The sequence below is a fragment of the Pseudoalteromonas sp. TAB23 genome (genome assembly GCF_000498075.1).
Taxonomy (GTDB): Bacteria; Pseudomonadota; Gammaproteobacteria; order Enterobacterales; family Alteromonadaceae; genus Pseudoalteromonas; species Pseudoalteromonas arctica.
Genome location: NZ_AUTP01000034.1, coordinates 1 through 18,071, shown reverse-complemented (window position 1 = coordinate 18,071; position 18,071 = coordinate 1). Strand labels below are relative to the sequence as shown.

Below are 18,071 nucleotides of genomic sequence, written 5' to 3'. Positions count from 1 at the left end.
ATTTGATTTGTTAATCACAAGAGATCCTCATGCTCATTGATGACTGACTCCATAACTTGATCTAAAAAGCAAACTGCACGTATCGATGCCTTGCTTCGGTTTATAAAGTTAAGGTATCGCCAAGTTGTTTTCTCATCTTTATGTCCCATCCACCCCATGATTAATGACATAGCATCGAATGGTGACAACCCAACTTTCTCGTCTAAAAGGGACGCAAGACGAAATGTACCGTAAGTTGCACGTAAATCGTGTGTTCTATGCTGAAAGTGGGTATTTAGCTCATTGCGTATGTAATTAAGAGTTAAGCTAAAGTGACGCTGTATTGCATTGGTAGTATATGGCTTGCCTCTATTGGTAATTAATAATTCCGTAATCGTTTTATCGGTTTTAGACTCTCTTTTCTGGCGACGCTCACTAATCAAGTAGCGATGCATCTTGTTCATTAACAGTGTTGGAATTTCGATAGTTCTGACTGAGCCAAATTTGGTGAGTACACCGTTATGAGGTCCTATACTAACTTGAATATGGTATTTATTCGGGTCACATCTATTCACTAGGTTAGCAGGAAAGGTGCAGGCTTCTTCTATACGAAGGCCGCACATGAGTTGTAATAGTTGATGTATTTGGAACTCAATTGACTGTTCTTTGAGTGCTCGCGAATATAATTTTACCTCATCTTTGTAAGGGGATTCAAGCTTTGCTCTGGTGTACGCCTTGGGACCCTGATCCTCAAGTCTGAACTTCTAACAACATAATTACGATTGATATGCGCAAGCATCCCAGTCGTTTTGATGCTAACAAACTCTACTTCAAATGGTTTATTTTCCTTAGAGAAGTTAATTAACTTCTCATAATATGCCCACTCGTAGAATTTAATTATATGGTTCATATATACAGCTGCTGTTGAGCTATTTAGCTCACCGGCTTTCACTGAGGCCAAAAGATCTTGGTTTCGGAAAATATATGTGGGCTTATTTGATTTGATAGTTGGAAAATCTTTCCAAGAGAGCTCATGACTTTTTAAAAAGCGCCAATATCGACTTATGGCACGAACGTTTGAATTAATGTTTTTCGCGCGCTTAACGTTAATGAGGTGATTCATCCAAAGATTTATTGGCATGACGTATTCACCATTTTCATAAAAAGTTGGAAAGCCTTTTAGCTGAATGCTTGATTTTGTTTTGCAAAAAGGAGTTTGGATCTCAGTTTTAAAATCATCTGATTGAACTATTGTGAGCATAAAAAAGCTGACCAATAATTGTACGTTAATTGGTCAGCTTAGTTCGTTTTCCAGAGTTAGCAAATGTAAAGTTTCACTTTTCCAGAGAAAAATTTACATAGTAGGAGTACATTCCAACATTTAATAACCTAGCATTTCTGCTACTGCTTCCTTTCAAAAAAAGACTAATCCAGCCTCAGATTTTTGATACTAAATTCATAATTTTTACCTTTAATACTCAACTCTAATTCGTCTTCATTAAGCTCAAAACTAGGGAATTCATAGCTGGTTTTAAACTCAGTGTGAGGAATACCGAAACTTCGAATTTCATCCCCAAACAATAGATGCGGGCCAAAGCTTGAATGCTGCCCTGTAAATACAGATACTGAAACTAGCCCATTCCTGCCTGATTTATCCATTAGCTGACAGTAGCTTCTTGCATTGCTTTGCCGTTACGGTTAAGGCCGCTAGAGTCAAGAAAACCTATCATTGCCATTACATTTTGCATACGAGACATATTTTGTTAATCCAAGACTAAAATTCTGATTCAGGGTCATCAGCATTGACTGCCCAAACTGGAATGCCATTTATGAACTGACCCACTTTCCAACCTGTCTTTTGAAGAATTTCGGCTGAGGCAGTTTCAGGGACGTTAAACCAATATGAGTAAACCATTTCACCACTGGAGCCAGTATCTTCATGTAGTTCAATGTCTAGTTCATCATACTGCTCATCAGTTAAACCTAGATATTCAGCAAGTTCATTCATATTATCACCTAGTTTATTTGGCAGTCCGTGACCTGCGTCAATGTCTTTTTGGTTTCCACTATTTGCGATTTGTGACATTAGTGTCGCTGAAATCAAATTACATATCAATCACTTAAAAATAACCTGCAACCATTCCCCGACATAAAATACAACCATACAATGACATAGATGTTAAGGGTTATGTGTGTTTTAGGCTGTCGTTGGCAAATCGCTATCGTCAGTACGTACATAAAGAATAGGTAGAATTTCAGTATTTACGATTGTAGGGCTAAATTTAAGCCTATCCTAATACTTGGTTTTCGTTCAAACCGAACTTCGCAAAAGTGCCAACAGCAGACATTGACATTACTTTTCAAAAACCTCTGAATTGGACAGCTAAGCCACCAAACCCGTCATTGAGACTTTAAATTAAAGTGACAACCCTTCCGATAAAGCAGCACTACAGGAAATCTTAAAGTCGTTCCAGTTTCTCAGCGTGAAGTTTGAACACTTAATATTTAATATTGATTTAAATTACCGAAAGCGGACATTCAATTCACATGATTCTTATGTACTAAACCTTTAATAGTACTATGCCGGTTTGGGGCACATTGCGCCACAGGATTTAGGAGCACTTTGTGCGCAAATCGGAAGTAATATTTTGAAATTGAGAGTGTTTGTCGAGATCAACTTAGTACCAGTTAGTTGACCTAATATAACCGACAGCAGAATTGAAAATTGAAAATTATTGGAAAAGCGGACGTTCCTAAAATCGGTTTGAAATAAACGGCTTAAAATATTCATTTAATAACCAAAGGAAAACCATTAAAAGGCAACAATTGATGTTGGTGCGGTAAGTTTTTACCACACCATAACTTATGTCACTTGACCAGAACGTCTTGGCTAATGATATATCGTGTTAATACGAGATACTTGAGTGTTGATGCTTATTAATGTTGTGACAGAGACTTTTTTATTTGATTTCAACTACGCTTTTAACTGTAAAATTCGACGAGCACCACTTAATACAACAAGGGCAATTATAAATCCAATAACAAGATCTGGATAACGCGATCCTGTCAGTGTTACCAGTAGTCCTGCTAATATAACGCCAACATTTGCAATAACATCATTAGCTGAAAAAATCCAACTAGCCTTCATATGAGCGCCATTTTCTTTACTATCAGATATTAAAAACAAACATGTAACATTGGCAATTAACGCAAGTGCACCAAAAATCATCATTAAATTTGATACGGGTTCACTTCCGTATATAAATCGCCTTAACACTTCACTTAAAGCACCTAACGCAAGGATAACTTGTAGCAATCCCGATATGTGGGCTGCTTTGAGTTTCATCTTAATACTTTTCCCAACCGCATATATCGCTAATCCATATACAGCAGCATCTGCAAACATATCTAACGAGTCAGCAATCAGTCCAGCGGATTGAGCAATCCAACCCGCGATGAATTCACAAAAAAACATGAACCCGTTAATGATCAGTAACCACTTAAGAATAATGGTTTCTTTCCCTTCATTTTCTTTAGCAGATACTTTGGCTTGGGTTGCTTCAACACTGCAACTTTCTCTGGTTATTTCTAACGTAGCACCTAAATTCAATGATTGAAGCTTCGTAGTTATCTCATCCAAATGAGCATCATGAAAAACTTTAACTAGCCGATTAGGAATATCAAATTTTAATCCAACAGATGGCTCAATACCGTCGAGCGCTAACCTTATCAATCGTTCTTCAGAAGGACAATCCATCTTAGGCACTTTATAATCAGTGGTGAAACGCCCATCAAAAGCATCAGTATTTTTAATACTAGAGTCAGTAACAACTGACTCACATTGGCCACTACATTTATTTGACATAAAAAACCTTGCTAAACACATTTTTACAAAGTATAAAGTCTATGGTAACTATAGAGTCAACAAAGAAATTTAATATTATGAAAATTGGCGAACTAGCAAAATTAACAGATTGTTCAGTACAAACGATCCGTTATTATGAAAAAGAACAACTCTTGAAATCCCCAGAGCGAAGTGAAGGAAATTTTCGTTTATATAATAAATCGTCACTTAAACAATTGATGTTTATTAAACAATGCAGAACGCTCGATTTAACCTTATCGGAAATTCGTCAACTGCTTGAGTTACAAAGTTCACCCTCGATTCAATGCAACTCAGTTAACAACATGATCGATAGTCATATTCAGCAAGTTGAACAACGTATTAAAGAACTTAATAGCCTAAAAGAACAATTAAATTACTTAAGTAACACATGCTCAAATAATGGAACAATTGAGCAGTGTGGTATTTTACAAAAGCTTACCAGTGACGTAGCTAAAAATGTTTAGATACAATGCTGATCTTAAATCATTATTTGTTTTCTTCTAGATCTATACATATAGGCTATAAATAAAACCAATATTGTCAACTGTGCCATTATGCCTTCCCAAGTAGACCCAACACCAATCCAATCAACCTCTACAGTAATTGGCAATGGAGAAATTCCAATAATGGCAGCCTCTTGTAATGCTGAAACTGCTTTTCCCATCAATATAAATGACAGTGCTAATAAGAGATATGTTGTTGTTGAAAAGAAACGAGCAATTGGCAATTTTACAGAATATTTAAACATTCCCCATGCAATAATCGATAACACAGCTATCCCGAATAAAAGTCCACCGATAACAAATGAGTATTGAGTCGTTGAGGCTTGTGTTAACAGTGATTGATAGAATAAAACCGTTTCAAAAACCTCTCGGTAAACAGCGATAAATGAGAGCACGGCTAATCCCCAAAGTGTACCTGCTTCTAATTGTGTATTAATGTGCTTTTGAATGTATGCCTGCCAGTGTTCAGCATTCGTTTTGCTATGCATCCAGATCCCCACATAGAACAACATTAACGCTGCAAGCATTGCAGCAATACCTTCCATGACTTCTCGACTTGCACCACTGATATTGATCATTGACTGGGCTACCGCCCAAGTAGCAAAACCCGCTAGTAGCGCACTGAGCCAACCAAAATGGACATATTTTAAGGCATCATGACGTTTAGTTCGAATTAACACTGTTATCAAAGCCAGCACAACCAGCAAGGCTTCTAAACCTTCTCTTAGCAAAATAACTAAGCTTGCAGTAAAAAGAGCCTCATTTGATAAAGTGGTTTCTGTCAGAAGTTTTTCCGCGTCATTGAGTTGCCTCACAGTAATTTCCATAAGGCTTTCAAGTTGATTAACCTGTTGTGCGTTACTTAACACTTGACGAAGCTTAATCAAGTTTCCTTCGATGCTTTTACGTAAATTTTTGTCTCGTGCATCCAAACTATTTTCAATTAATTCAAAACCATCTAGATAAGCACTCACAGCAAGTGTTTTGGCCTTCTCATACTCTTCATTTTTATACGCAATGCTTGCGGCAGCTAATTGAGTTTTGGTTATAGCTAAAGGACCACTTTGATTGGTAAACAATAATTTTGGATCGGCTCTTAACCCTTCAATTTCATTTTTCGTTAATCCGTCAGTTTCTGTAGATAATTTTAATGGACTATAATTTATCCAGTTTTGTAATGAAATTGATTGCGATGGTTTGATGAATTCGCTTGATGATTGGAATGCCAAACCACCGACATAAAATGCAAGGGACCATTTCTGCTGTTCTTTTAGTTGTGTAAATGCAGGCATAGCCGTATCATCAAGCCCATTAGATATGGCATCAAACAAGCCTAAAAGTGAACGGTTTTCTGCACGGTTTTTATCGGTAAAATCGGTAGGTGCAGGCTCTAATCCCGATGCTAAAACACCATTTCCTTGACCTGAAAGACCGTGGCAACTCGCACAGTTATTTTCAAATAAAGAAAACGTCGCCTCTTTAGACAGTAATCTTTTAGGGAGAGGTAACTCAGGCATCATAGCCAATAATGAAATTCGCAGTTCAGAAGTAAATTGCCTGACAATATTTACATTTTCTTTAGTTGAAATAGCCTTTTGTAAGGCCGATGCTTTCTCATTGAGAGAGTGCATAACATAATTATCACTTGACGTTTTATCAACTATCAATTGAGAGAATTCAAGCATTTCCTGATATTCATCATCGTTAATTACTTGGCCATTATCAACCGCTGATGCGTAATCGACCCCCACATATTCTGCCAACTGTGCTATCTGGCGTAGTTGAGCAACCTCATCAACCGTTGACGCTATACTCAATGTCGAAAATAAAATAGTCGCCATCAACACTAAATAGAATGATGATTTTATTCCTATATGTTTTTGACTTATTAATCGCACGTTCCAAAAAAATTGCATACTATGAACCTTAAATATTACAGCCTAAATGATAATTATTATCAATTGCAATACCTGTAGTTACTATAGAGTAAAGTATTAAAAAATATTTTTATAACTGGGTGTTATCAATGAAAATGTAGAGAACATTAGAAAAATCGCTGACTAATGGTTTTAAAATGAACATTGAAAATATCTATCTAGCTAATTCTGTCAATTCATCCTTGACCCTATAGTTACTATAGAGATTATAGTGTTGATGTGTTGACCTATAAGCTGTTAATAACAAGATAAATAACGAGCATATATTAATGACTATTGCTCGTTTTAGCCAGCAACTGAATTAGTAAAGCAGAATCCTATGAAATCACATATATATTTAAAGAAATCGAATATTCTAGATTACGATACCCCTCTAATTACAGACTTGATTAAAAATAGAGGCTGGAATTCTCTTGATGATTTTGAAAAAATAGGGGCTGCTTACAGTTTTGTTAAAGATGAAATAAAGTTTGGGTATAACAGTCGTGATGATATAAGTGCGAGCTTTGTTTTAGCTGATGGGTATGGTCAATGCAATACTAAAGGAACTCTTTTAATGGCTTTATTAAGAGCATTGGATATTCCTTGTAGATTTCACGGATTTACTATTGAGAAAAGCTTACAAAAAGGTGCTATACCCAATTACATTATGTGGCTTGCTCCAGAATTCATTATTCATAGCTGGGTTGAAGTGCTTTTTGAAGATAATTGGATCAATCTAGAAGGCTTTATTATTGATGACCCATATCTAAAATCTATTCAATCTAAGTTTAAAAATGTGAAAAATAATTTTTGCGGATATGGTATTGCAACAAAGTGTTTATTAGATCCACAAGTGGAATGGTCAGGCAAAGATACGTTTATTCAAAAAGAAGGTATACATGATGACTTTGGTATTTTTAACACCCCAGATGAATTCTATGAGAAATATGGCACTAATTTGTCTGGCATTAAAAATTGGCTATATAAAAATGTCATTCGACATCTAATCAATAAAAATGTAGAAAGCATTAGAAAACTAATTAAATAATCATTATAAAATGAAAAAAGGGTTATCTAGCTAATTCTGAAAATATTTCTTGACTCTATAGCTACTATAGATGTTATTGTTGTGCGGTTATTTTGAATATTCTTAAATTTAATTATTTTCTAAATACCTTCTCAATAAATTTGTGTTATGTATCCTTAAAGGTCTTTGCTGTGAAAAATGTGCTTTTGAATTTTACTTTAGTCATTTTGATTGTATTACAATCATTTGTAGCTATTGCAAATTCACAAGAAATTCATGAAATTGATATTCAGCATATCCAAATTGAACATTCACATGAATCTGATCGCTTTGTAGCTGACAAAGAATTACCAACAGACAATGAACATAATGCTAAAGATTGTCATCATTGTGGTCATTGCCATGGATCTCATATTCAGTGGCTCGTTCAAGCTCAAACCTTTACTGAGCGTCCAAATCAAATAGGACATCAGTATGGGTATTTATTTCAATATTCAAGCCCTCCTCACGATAACCCAATAATCCCCCCTATAAGTTAACTCTATTAGAATAGCTCAGTTTAGCTGAGCATCTTTATATTCGTGTCTACTACGATTTCACTGTCGTTAGTTAACACTATTTAAATAAATATGAGTTTAATTTATGAAAATATTTTTTCAAAAAAATATTGGCGCTGTGCTATGCGTCAGTATGTCTTTGGCTATTTTAATTAATATACAAAGCGTAAATGCACAAACAACATCGACATCTTGGTTATCGATGCAAATAAACAAACATCCCGATATTATTGCCGCCAAAGAAGAAATGAATGCTGTTTTTTCAAATGCTGAAGGAAACAAGCAACCACTTTATAATCCTGAATTAGAGACAGGTTATGAACGAGAAGGTGACGCTAATAATTATTCTATTGGTATTAATCAAACGATTGATTGGTGGGATAAGCGAGAAACGAAAGAGCAACAAGCTAACTTTAGTTTAACCCAAGCAAGCAAACACTTTGACTTTCTTGTTCAAGAAAAGACAGCGCAAGCTTTACAAGCGTTAATTACTTGGCAAGCAGCTAAAAAACAAGCGGTTATTGCCCAAGAGCAAGAAAAGCAGTTAGAAACCTTACTTGATATCGTTAAAGACCGTCAAAAAGCAGGAGATCTAGGGCAAGTAGATGCCGAACTTACTTTTTTAAGTTTATCCCAAATGTTGAATGTTACCGCAAAGGTACAAGTTCAATTAAAACAAGCCGAAGCCCAAACCAAAGAGCTATTACGAGATTGGACGCCAGATAAAGAGGTTATACCTGCGCAAGGTTTAACTATCACTAATTATCAACTTTCACCTCAATGGCTTGAACAACATCCCTTAGTCTTAGCGGCAAAAGCACAGTGGCAAATAACTAGAAGTGATGCTCAACTAGCTTTGTTAGAAACTAAAGCTGACCCAACTATAGGTTTTAACGCAGGAAAAAATGATAGGGAAAACGTGTTAGGCGTAACTTTTTCAATGCCTTTGAATATCCGTAACAATTATTCAGCACAAGCAAGAGCTGCGAATCAACAAGCAATAGCTGCTGAAGCAAATTTTCGCTCCGTTATGCGCAAACAGAGATTTGCTATCCAATCAAGCACTGACACCTTAATCACTTATCAAAAAAACTATCAACGATGGCAACAATTGATGGATGGAAGAGGAAAACGTAGTGGCGATTTACTGCAAAAGCAATGGCAAAGCGGTGATGTAAGTACTACCGAATATTTACTTGCATTACAACAACGTGCTGAAGGTCTTAATGCTGGTATTGAATTACAAAGTCAATTTCAATTAAGCCAAATCGACTGGCTATTACAGGTAGGCCAAATTAAGGCCGCGACTCTGCAATTATCTCAGCTTTGAATATTAAAGGCATTATCAAGAATCAATTAATAGTCAATGAACCAATTTTGGAAAAACATATGAATAAGCAAATTAAATTAATAACACTTGCCGCACTATTTTGTGGAATAACAACCATAAGTACTTCGACATTTGCAAATGTTCAATCAGCAGAAAAAACCGAAAAGCATGTTGAAGCAAAAGATGATGGACATGGGCATGAAGATAAAAATGAGCACGAAGAAGAAAAAGACGATGGGCATGGACATGAAGGTAAAAATGAACACGAAGAAGAAAAAGACGATGGGCATGGCCATGAAGGTAAAAATGAACACGAAGAAGAAAAAGACGATGGGCATGGACATGAAGGTAAAAATGAACACGAAGAAGAAAAAGACGATGGGCATGGACATGGAGGTAAAAATGAACACGAAGAAGAAGGTGCGGGAGTTAAACTTTCAAAGGAACAATTAAATTTAGCTGAAATTAACATAACCGTACTAGAGCCTCAGGCGATGACTTACAGTATTTATGCTCAAGGAGAGATAAAAGCGAATGACTATACCAGTTATTTGGTCTCGCCAAGAGTAGATTCGGTGATACTAAAACGCCATGTTGCTTTAGGTGATCATGTTGAAATCAATCAACCGTTAGTCACCCTATTTAGTGAGTCAATGGCTGAAGCACAAGCCAGCTATAGGCTCGCTGATTCAGAATGGAAAAGGGTTCAAAAACTTGGTCGAAAAGCAGTAGGTGATAAACGCTTTATAGAAGCTCAGACCGATTTTGAGGCTGACTTAGGACGATTATATGCGTATGGCTTATCTGCTGACGCTATTACCTCTTTGGCTACCAACACTAAAAAACTTGGACAATACACCCTAAACGCAGAGACTTCTGGCGCTGTATTATCTGATAATTTCCGTCAAGGACAACGCATAGAATCCGGCGGTACTTTATTTGATCTGGCTGATGAGGATACGTTATGGGTTGAAGCACGTTTAGCGCCATCAATGGAATTGGACTTACCCAAAAATTCAAAGGCGCAAGTAAATGTAGGTAACAATACATACATAGCTACGGTCACTCAAAAAGCTCATACCATAGACCCAGTAACTCGCACACGCATTATACGTTTACAGGTTCAAAATGACGGCCATAAGCTTCATCCAGGATTATTTGCCGATGTCTATTTTTCCCTTGAAACTGACAAAAAGGTCCTGGCTGTACCTGAAGAAGCATTAATGCGAGGTAGTGATGGTGATTGGATGGTGTTTGTTGAAGAAAATGGCGAATTTAAAGGTGTTGAAATCGAATTGGGACGACAACTGGGAATATTACGTGAAATTCATGGTTTGCCAGCAGGCTCAAAAATTGTCACAACTGGTGCTTTTTATGTTGCCGCGGAAATTGCCAAAGGCAGTTTTGACGCACATAACCATTAATTTATTGATAATTGGAGAACTAACACATGTTAAATCGTTTGATTGACTGGTCTGTCGCTAACCGATTATTGGTGATACTTGCCTTGGTTGCGTTAACGGCTACGGCCATTTTTACTATTCCACGTTTGAATTTGGATGCATTTCCAGATGTTACCAACGTGCAAGTTGCCATAAATACTGAAGCACCTGGTTTAGCTTCGGAAGAAGTAGAGCAACTAATTACTTTCCCCATTGAAGCGGTAATGTATGCATTACCTGATGTTGAAGAAGTACGATCTATTTCTAAAACAGGGCTGTCTGGTATTACGGTTGTCTTCAAAGAAGGCACCGATATTTATTTTGCTCGTCAATTGGTTTTTGAGCGATTGCAATCAGCAAAAGAATTAATACCAGAAGGTGTTGGAACACCTGAAATTGGTCCAAACACCTCTGGTTTGGGGCAGGTATATCAATACTTACTACTCGCTGATGAAGATTCTGGTTATGACAGTACGTCACTTCGAAGTCTAAACGATTGGGTGGTTAAATTATTGTTAATGCCTGTAGATGGTGTTACAGATGTCTTAGCATTCGGCGGAAATGTTAAACAATACCAAGTAAATATCAACCCTTCTCGTTTACTTGCTTACCAATTGACCCAAGAAGATATCGCTAACGCATTAGAAGACAATAATGATAATGCGGGTGGTTGGTATATGGATAGAGGCCAAGAGCAACTAATTATACGCGGTGTCGGTTGGCTAAGTAGTGATGAAAAAGGTATTGAAGAACTAAAACAAATCCCTGTTAAAACAATTGAAGGTACTGTTGTCTACCTTTCTGATGTGGCAACTGTTGAGTTTGGAAGCGAAATTAGACAAGGCGCTGTCACAATGACTAAACGTGTCGGTGCTAATGGTAGTAAATTCCTAGGTGAAGTTGTTTCCGGTATTGTTTTAAAACGTATGGGCGCAAATACTAAAGTTGCCATTGATGGCATAAAAGACAGAATCCCGCTCATTCAACAAGCCCTGCCAAAAGGTGTAACGTTTGAACCTATTTATGACCAAGCAGATTTAATTGAAAAAGCAGTTAGCACAGTCGCTCAAGCATTGACAATGGCTTTTATCTTTATTGTTATTGTATTGGTACTTTTCTTACTCAATGTACGCGCAGTTTTACTGGTTCTTATTTCTATTCCACTTTCTGTTGGTATGGCATTAATGATCATGGCTTACAATGGCTTGTCTGCGAATTTAATGTCTCTGGGTGGTTTAGCGGTTGCGATTGGAATGATGGTCGATGGTGCAGTGGTGATGATGGAAAATATTTTCAAACATCTCAGTCAGCCCGATCGTCGTCACGAACATAGTCATGAAGGAATGCATGACAGTGAGAATCCTTTTGATGTCGAAAAAGATGTCGATGTTAGTTTACGCATACAAATTGCCGCTAGAGAAGTAGCTAAGCCAGTATTTTTTGCAGTAACAATTATTATGGTGGTTTTTGCCCCTTTATTTAGCTTAGAAGGGGTTGAAGGCAAACTATTTCAGCCGATGGCTATTAGTATTATGATTGCAATGGTTGCGTCTTTAGCCGTATCACTCATTGTTGTACCTGCGTTAGCCAGTTACCTGTTTCAACGAGGTTTTAAAGCTCGAACCAGCCCTTTCGTTAGTGTGCTAGAAAAGCTTTACCGTAGTAGTTTAACAAAAGCGATGAACGCTAAAAAAGTAGTTCTTATCGGGGCTGGAGCCTTGCTTGTTGGTACGTTATTTTTAGTGCCAAATTTAGGCACTGAATTTGTGCCAGAGCTTGAAGAAGGCACTATTAATTTACGTGTAACCATGGCCCCATCAACCAGCTTAGCGACTGCCCTTTTAGTATCCCCTAAATTGGAAAAAATATTACTTGAATTTCCTGAAGTAACTTATGCTACCAGTCGTATTGGCCGAGCAGAAATTGGTGGTGATCCTGAGCCAGTGAGTAACATTGAAATCTATATTGGTCTCAAACCAGTTGTAGAGTGGACCAGCGCTAAAACACGCCATGAACTACAAGGTTTAATGGAAGTAAAACTTGAGAAATTCCCCGGTTTACTACTGAATTTTTCTCAACCTATCGCAACAAGAGTAGATGAATTACTTTCTGGTGTTAAAGCGCAGTTAGCCATAAAACTATTTGGTGCTGATCTCGATGTCCTTGCTCAGCAAGGTCAGGCTATAGTTAATGCTATTCAAGGTGTTGATGGTGCAAGGGATGTCGCTATGGAGCCAATCGCAGGTGAATCTCAGTTAGTCGTTAGACCAAACCGTCGTCAATTATCTCGATACGGCTTATCGGTTGGTGATGTAATGAGACTTGTGCGAAATGGTATCGGTGGTCAGGAAGTAGGACAAGTCATTAATGGTAATGAACGTTATGATATTTATCTACGGATAGACAAAGAGTTTAGAGATCAGCAACAAACTATTGCTGACTTACGGCTACAAGCTCCAACAGGTGCATGGGTACGGTTAGGTGATGTTGCAGATATTGCCATTGAATCGGGTCCCCCTCAGGTACGCCGAGATGATGTCCAGCGACGCGTCGTTATTCAAGCCAACGTACAAGGACGAGACATGGGGAGTGTCGTTAAAGATATTAGAGCAGCAATTGCAAGTAAGGTTGATTTACCTCCCGGTTATTCTGTTGATATCGGTGGCCAATTTGAAAATCAACAAAGAGCACAGCAAAGACTTGCTATCGTTGTTCCACTTTCTATTGGTATTATTGCGTTGCTACTATATTTTGCTTTTACTAGTGTTGGTCAAGCTATGCTCATACTCGTCAATTTACCCTTAGCTATGATTGGTGGAGTTGTCGCCTTGTATATTTCTGGTCAATACTTATCTGTCCCAAGTTCAATTGGTTTTATTACCTTATTTGGTGTCGCTGTTCTCAATGGTGTGGTTATGGTTGAAGCGATTAATCTACGCATTGAAACAGGTATGGAAAGTATTGCCGAAGCCGTTTACGAAGGCGCTATATCAAGGCTTCGCCCTGTATTGATGACAGCGATTACCTCCGCTCTTGGTTTGATACCTATTATCATGTCAAATGGTGTAGGCTCTGAGATACAACGACCATTAGCCACTGTAATTGTTGGTGGTTTGGTTACAGCAACGTTCCTTACTTTATTTGTCCTCCCCGTACTTTATGGTTGGTTTTCTAAAGGTCGGATTGAAGAAATGAGAAGGTAGTGCTGTTTGGCTAAAGCAAATATGACGGTTTGCTTTAACTCGATATCCCGTAGGTATTCGCTGCGGGATATCAATTTATAGGAGAAAGTAATGTCCGACAAATTACATCAACATCCAACTAGCGATGGACACAGTCATATTCCTAAAGATATGTCTTCAAGTCGTATTGGCTGGGCATTTATACTAAATGTTTGTTTTACTATTATCGAATTTATTGGCGGCTGGTTAACCAACAGTACCGCAATCATGGCGGATGCGGTTCACGATTTAGGAGATAGTTTATCCATCGGTCTCTCATGGGTATTAAATAAACTCAGCAAGAAAAACCATGATGAAACGTTTAGTTACGGCTACCACCGTTTTTCTTTACTTGGTGCGCTTATTAACGGCGTTGTCTTAATAGCGGGGTCAATTTATGTGTTAACCATTTCATTCCCTCGATTGTTATCGCCAGAGATGCCTGATGCTCAAGGCATGTTATGGTTAGCGATATTAGGGGTGATTGTTAATGGTTATGCTGCCTTCAAATTAAGTGACGGGAAAACATTAAACGAACGTGTACTTAATTGGCATTTACTGGAAGACGTTTTAGGTTGGGTAGCTGTGCTAATTGTTGCTATCGTCTTAATGTTTGTCGAACTGCCAATACTTGATCCCATACTTTCAATCGGATTTACCTTATTTATTCTTTTTAATGTCTTAAAAAACCTCCGTACTGCAATACGTCTGTTTTTGCAGGCAACACCAGAGCAAGCCATTCAAGAAAAAATAAAAATTGAATTATCAACATTGAAATTTATTGAAGATATTCATCATTTTCATTTGTGGTCCCTTGATGGTGAAAGGCATGTACTTACTGCTCATTTAGTAGTGAACCATTATTTTGATCAACAGGAATATATTGCAATAAAGCATGAAATATCAACACGACTAAGCCCGTTTCATCTTGAACATACAACGTTGGAATTTGAGTTTGTAAACGAAATATGTAGAGATTCAAAAAACAATTAGAAATACTTTCAAAGATGAAAAGACATTTTAACCAAACCTGTTGCAGGCTCGTTTTTTTGAGAGACCCCATTTCTCTTACTAGTGCGGAAGCCTTTAGTGTTACTACAGCGGAATGCTGACAGATTTATTTTACGTAAACCCAAATCTGACGGATGACTATGATGATTAGCTATTACAGCAATCTTGTCCTTCTTGAATTGGTGGGCATTTAACAGTTCCAAAAGAACAGAAAACGCAGCAATCACCTTTTAAAGGCTTTAATAATACTTTGCATGATTCACATTTATAGAACCACTGACAGGCATTGGTTGGCATTTTTTCTGTTTTACTATGACCACACTCAGGACAAGTTATTGTTGAGTTTAATTTTATACTTTGCATACTCGCACCTTTATAGGTTTTACAATATCTAATACTGACATTACAATCATTAAACTTATGCCAAAGTAGAATAAATAGGTACTCCAACCATATTGCCAGAGAAGATAGGGGTTTTGTGACCATCCCCTCGATATTAACCTTACTTGCGGTAAGGTACTGAAAAACCTAGTGACCTTGGGTTTAATATGAAATTAGCTAGTTTAGTCAAAACTCTTATAGCATTTTGATAATTTAATTATGAGAGCACTTTTGATACATATTTATTGCCAACATCATTAAGTAAACCTTTTAATAATTGTTTACCCCTCAAATTACTGTTTAAAAAACAGGCTTAAGGTTAATTTCGAGGGGATGGGCAACAAACCTCTAGTTTGACACCAAACTTACTACAGATTTAAATCTACAGAGCCTTTTCCGTTGCTATTTCCAAATTACGCAAGTCCAAAATAGTTTTCACACAGCCTGAGCTTGAAGGGGGCGCTAACTCTCTTGGGGGGCGAAAGCGCCTTAGACTTAATACTCTAAATTCGTTTGAAACTTGAATAATGGAAATGTCCGCTTTGGGAATTTGAGATCTAGCTCCATGCAAAAGTGTTAGGTAAAACTTCAGTTGTAAATGGATGTAATTTTTTAAGTGAAAATTGCAGTTTTAGGCTCAAATTTCACATCAAGTAATGAAAGTTCAACGGCAGCTATGAGCTTGAAGCAGTCATACAATGTAAAAAATACGACTGACCGCTTATCGCTCTTTGCCGAAGTTCGGCTCAGTGCCAATTCCGGACGGTGTTGTTTTTTTTGATACATAAAATCAAGGGTGACCCCCTTAGCATACCTACATATCTATTTCTCTGTATCAAACCCAGCAATAAACTCATCGATAGAGGTTTTGAGGTTTTCTTCATGGCTTTTTATTTTTCCAAGAGCCAGCATAGCTTGCTGTTTAGCCTTATCTTGATCCCCTCTCTCTTTGTAGCCTTTGGCCAGATTAAACAACACCCATGCAGAATCTAAATAAAGCCCTGCGTTATATTGCAACAGCTCCATGCCTTTTTCGGGCGACTCAAGCCCTGTCATATAATATGAGGCAAAATTGATCGCACCTTTTCGAGGTTTGATCTCCTGAAATAAGTCTTGCGACAGCAGCTTAAAATGCTTATCAAAACCTTCTGGCCCCTCTGTAAAAACTCTAAAGGGTACTGACCAGTTACGATACAATTCATTGGTGGAATTAACCAGACCAGTCATTAACGTCGCTACGTGGGGGAGCGTTTGCAAATGTTCTATCTTAAATCTGAGGCCGTTGGGTTTGGTTTCTTCCAGAAATGCCTTTAATTCTAAAAAACCCTCACGCATAGCTATTGCCGAATCATCAATCACCTGAAAACCTTCATCTCCTAGATTGACATAAAGAAACTGATTCAAATCTTCTTCTGAAGACAGATACCTTTTCAGTTTAGGCAATGTGACTTCATTACCCCAGTGAATAGAAGGACTTAATGCAACGTGGGCAGTAAACAAACCCGGTCGGGAGTGCATTGCATGCAAAGAAAGAAGCCCGCCAAGAGAGTGTCCGCTTAGGGTTTTAAAATCAGAGGTTTGATAGTGCTTATCGACAAAGGGAAGCAACTCTTTCTCTATATAATCTAAAAAGGCATCAGCACCACCACCTTGTTTATATTCGACATGTTCAGTCGGTGTGTAATCCCTGATTCTGCTTTCGTTTTCAATTGCAATCAATATCATGTGTGGAGCCAAACCATTCTCGTAATAGGATGACATAACCCCCTGAATCATGTCCTTGTAATATTTGCCATCCAGAAAATAATAAACTGGATATTTATAGTCCGGAAAGTCACCATAATTATCAGGCAGATAAACGGTGACGTTTTGCTTTTCTCCCAACGTCTTAGAGCTAATTATGTGTTCTTTAACAATGACAGCATTGGCAGAAAATAGAGGAAAAAGACAAATGATTGTGGCGACGAGCCTTAGCTTTTTTAAGTAGTTCATAAAATTCCCTGTTTATCATTTTTTCGAGATAAGTTGCCGAATAATAACTTTAATGAAAAGCGATTAAGGTGGCCATATAAAGATAATTTAATTAGGTCATGCAATAAAAGCAATTGCCATAATGCAACTAAAAATTAAACCAGACTACCACCTTAATTGAACAAACAAAGCTATCCCAATTAATATGGATGGCATCCTAATTTCTACTGAACTTCGCAAAAGTGCCATGAGCAGACATTGGCAAAGCTTCGCTTAACCGGCGTAAATAAAATAGCAGGCTGAAATTAGCAACGAAGAAGCAAAAGCAAATTGTTATTCCTATGACTGCAATTGTTATGCCTTAAGCTCAAAAGACAGCCCATCTTTACCTGTGGGTTTTAGACTAGTATTAAACTCATAGCTTCTTTTATAAATTATTTCTAATTTAATATGGTTGATTCTATCTTTATAGGCGTTTAAAAATCTTGCTGTTGCTTTACGTATTTGGGAATCACTAAATTTTATTTTTGTTAACGCATTTAAGTTGTTTAAAAATATCCTATCAGCATCCATTCTTTGATTACCATCTACAGGCTTTAACGTTACGCGAAATATAGCGTGATCGGGTTTTAACTCTATTTCTGTATTAATGGCTCGTACGATATCTGCGCCAAATTCATGCCAATACTCAATAGTCGTACTTCCCTTTCGAAGACTTCTTAGCAACTTGATACTCCTTATGAAGCATTGCGCTTACATAATTTTCCGTTTAATGTTCGTACTAGGTGCGATCTTAATTAGATAAATCGAACATGACACAGCCATTACCGGCAGCTGCTATACG

The 18,071-nt window shown here is 37.4% G+C and carries 16 protein-coding genes; 7 read left to right on the top strand and 9 right to left on the bottom strand.

Annotated features, from left to right (window positions below; genetic code table 11):
- Positions 1-14 precede the first annotated feature (14 nt).
- The 5 genes from L654_RS1000000128065 to L654_RS0100710 form a co-directional block, all read right to left on the bottom strand.
- Positions 15-443: a site-specific integrase gene (locus L654_RS1000000128065; protein WP_225305692.1), complete on the bottom strand. Its 429-nt coding sequence runs from the start codon at positions 441-443 to the stop codon at positions 15-17.
- Between the two features lie 224 nt (positions 444-667).
- Positions 668-1,240, bottom strand: coding sequence for a hypothetical protein (locus tag L654_RS1000000128060; RefSeq protein ID WP_196812478.1), 573 nt, complete (start codon positions 1,238-1,240; stop codon positions 668-670).
- Positions 1,241-1,404: 164 nt separating this feature from the next.
- Positions 1,405-1,638 (bottom strand): hypothetical protein, encoded by a 234-nt coding sequence (locus L654_RS0100725; RefSeq protein WP_024591709.1) that lies wholly within the window; start codon positions 1,636-1,638, stop codon positions 1,405-1,407.
- Between the two features lie 115 nt (positions 1,639-1,753).
- Positions 1,754-2,065, bottom strand: coding sequence for a hypothetical protein (locus tag L654_RS0100715; RefSeq protein ID WP_024591708.1), 312 nt, complete (start codon positions 2,063-2,065; stop codon positions 1,754-1,756).
- Positions 2,066-2,953: 888 nt separating this feature from the next.
- Positions 2,954-3,844, bottom strand: a complete 891-nt coding sequence (locus L654_RS0100710; protein WP_024592053.1) for a cation diffusion facilitator family transporter — start codon at positions 3,842-3,844, stop codon at positions 2,954-2,956.
- Between the two features lie 77 nt (positions 3,845-3,921).
- On the opposite strand from L654_RS0100710, the gene cadR reads away from it, so the two are divergent.
- Complete coding sequence (gene cadR, locus L654_RS0100705; protein WP_024592054.1) at positions 3,922-4,329, top strand: Cd(II)/Pb(II)-responsive transcriptional regulator; 408 nt, start codon at positions 3,922-3,924, stop codon at positions 4,327-4,329.
- Positions 4,330-4,343: 14 nt separating this feature from the next.
- Here cadR and L654_RS0100700 read toward each other — a convergent pair whose 3' ends face one another.
- On the bottom strand, positions 4,344-6,284 hold the full coding sequence (locus L654_RS0100700) for a cytochrome c/FTR1 family iron permease (protein ID WP_024592055.1): 1,941 nt from the start codon (positions 6,282-6,284) through the stop codon (positions 4,344-4,346).
- A gap of 340 nt (positions 6,285-6,624) precedes the next feature.
- On the opposite strand from L654_RS0100700, the gene L654_RS0100695 reads away from it, so the two are divergent.
- The 6 genes from L654_RS0100695 (at position 6,625) to L654_RS0100670 (ending at position 14,857) form a co-directional block, all read left to right on the top strand.
- Positions 6,625-7,335: a transglutaminase family protein gene (locus tag L654_RS0100695; RefSeq protein ID WP_024592056.1), complete on the top strand. Its 711-nt coding sequence runs from the start codon at positions 6,625-6,627 to the stop codon at positions 7,333-7,335.
- 170 nt (positions 7,336-7,505) lie between these two features.
- Positions 7,506-7,853, top strand: coding sequence for a hypothetical protein (locus L654_RS0100690; RefSeq protein WP_024592057.1), 348 nt, complete (start codon positions 7,506-7,508; stop codon positions 7,851-7,853).
- A 103-nt stretch (positions 7,854-7,956) separates the two neighbouring features.
- Complete coding sequence (locus tag L654_RS0100685; protein ID WP_024592058.1) at positions 7,957-9,201, top strand: TolC family protein; 1,245 nt, start codon at positions 7,957-7,959, stop codon at positions 9,199-9,201.
- Between the two features lie 59 nt (positions 9,202-9,260).
- Positions 9,261-10,625 carry an efflux RND transporter periplasmic adaptor subunit gene (locus L654_RS0100680; protein WP_024592059.1) on the top strand — a complete coding sequence of 455 codons (1,365 nt, stop codon included), beginning with the start codon at positions 9,261-9,263 and terminating at the stop codon, positions 10,623-10,625.
- Positions 10,626-10,651: 26 nt separating this feature from the next.
- Positions 10,652-13,846 carry a CusA/CzcA family heavy metal efflux RND transporter gene (locus L654_RS0100675; RefSeq protein ID WP_024592060.1) on the top strand — a complete coding sequence of 1,065 codons (3,195 nt, stop codon included), beginning with the start codon at positions 10,652-10,654 and terminating at the stop codon, positions 13,844-13,846.
- 150 nt (positions 13,847-13,996) lie between these two features.
- Entirely contained in the window at positions 13,997-14,857 is an 861-nt protein-coding gene (locus L654_RS0100670; protein WP_029753426.1) for a cation diffusion facilitator family transporter, read from the top strand.
- Positions 14,858-15,022: 165 nt separating this feature from the next.
- On the opposite strand, the gene L654_RS1000000128055 is transcribed toward L654_RS0100670, so the two are convergent.
- From L654_RS1000000128055 to L654_RS0100650, 3 genes are all read right to left on the bottom strand, one after another.
- The gene (locus tag L654_RS1000000128055; RefSeq protein WP_076915486.1) at positions 15,023-15,238 is read right to left on the bottom strand and encodes a GDCCVxC domain-containing (seleno)protein; all 216 of its coding nucleotides are present in this window, start codon (positions 15,236-15,238) and stop codon (positions 15,023-15,025) included.
- Positions 15,239-16,078: 840 nt separating this feature from the next.
- Positions 16,079-17,248 (bottom strand): alpha/beta hydrolase-fold protein, encoded by a 1,170-nt coding sequence (locus L654_RS0100655; protein WP_024591706.1) that lies wholly within the window; start codon positions 17,246-17,248, stop codon positions 16,079-16,081.
- Between the two features lie 333 nt (positions 17,249-17,581).
- A complete protein-coding gene (locus L654_RS0100650; protein ID WP_024591705.1) occupies positions 17,582-17,953 on the bottom strand; it encodes a hypothetical protein in 372 nt (123 codons plus the stop codon).
- Between the last annotated feature and the right edge of the window lie 118 nt (positions 17,954-18,071).

Coding starts and splice junctions, on each gene's coding strand:
- L654_RS0100670 (WP_029753426.1), top strand. CDS start 13,997: ATGTCTTCAAGTCGTATTGGCTGGGCATTTATACTAAATGTTTGTTTT.
- L654_RS1000000128065 (WP_225305692.1), bottom strand. CDS start 443: ATGAACAAGATGCATCGCTACTTGATTAGTGAGCGTCGCCAGAAAAGA.
- L654_RS0100715 (WP_024591708.1), bottom strand. CDS start 2,065: ATGTCACAAATCGCAAATAGTGGAAACCAAAAAGACATTGACGCAGGT.
- L654_RS1000000128055 (WP_076915486.1), bottom strand. CDS start 15,238: ATGCAAAGTATAAAATTAAACTCAACAATAACTTGTCCTGAGTGTGGT.
- L654_RS1000000128060 (WP_196812478.1), bottom strand. CDS start 1,240: ATGCTCACAATAGTTCAATCAGATGATTTTAAAACTGAGATCCAAACT.
- L654_RS0100655 (WP_024591706.1), bottom strand. CDS start 17,248: ATGAACTACTTAAAAAAGCTAAGGCTCGTCGCCACAATCATTTGTCTT.
- L654_RS0100680 (WP_024592059.1), top strand. CDS start 9,261: ATGAATAAGCAAATTAAATTAATAACACTTGCCGCACTATTTTGTGGA.
- cadR (WP_024592054.1), top strand. CDS start 3,922: ATGAAAATTGGCGAACTAGCAAAATTAACAGATTGTTCAGTACAAACG.
- L654_RS0100675 (WP_024592060.1), top strand. CDS start 10,652: ATGTTAAATCGTTTGATTGACTGGTCTGTCGCTAACCGATTATTGGTG.
- L654_RS0100710 (WP_024592053.1), bottom strand. CDS start 3,844: ATGTCAAATAAATGTAGTGGCCAATGTGAGTCAGTTGTTACTGACTCT.
- L654_RS0100685 (WP_024592058.1), top strand. CDS start 7,957: ATGAAAATATTTTTTCAAAAAAATATTGGCGCTGTGCTATGCGTCAGT.
- L654_RS0100725 (WP_024591709.1), bottom strand. CDS start 1,638: ATGGATAAATCAGGCAGGAATGGGCTAGTTTCAGTATCTGTATTTACA.
- L654_RS0100695 (WP_024592056.1), top strand. CDS start 6,625: ATGAAATCACATATATATTTAAAGAAATCGAATATTCTAGATTACGAT.
- L654_RS0100700 (WP_024592055.1), bottom strand. CDS start 6,284: ATGCAATTTTTTTGGAACGTGCGATTAATAAGTCAAAAACATATAGGA.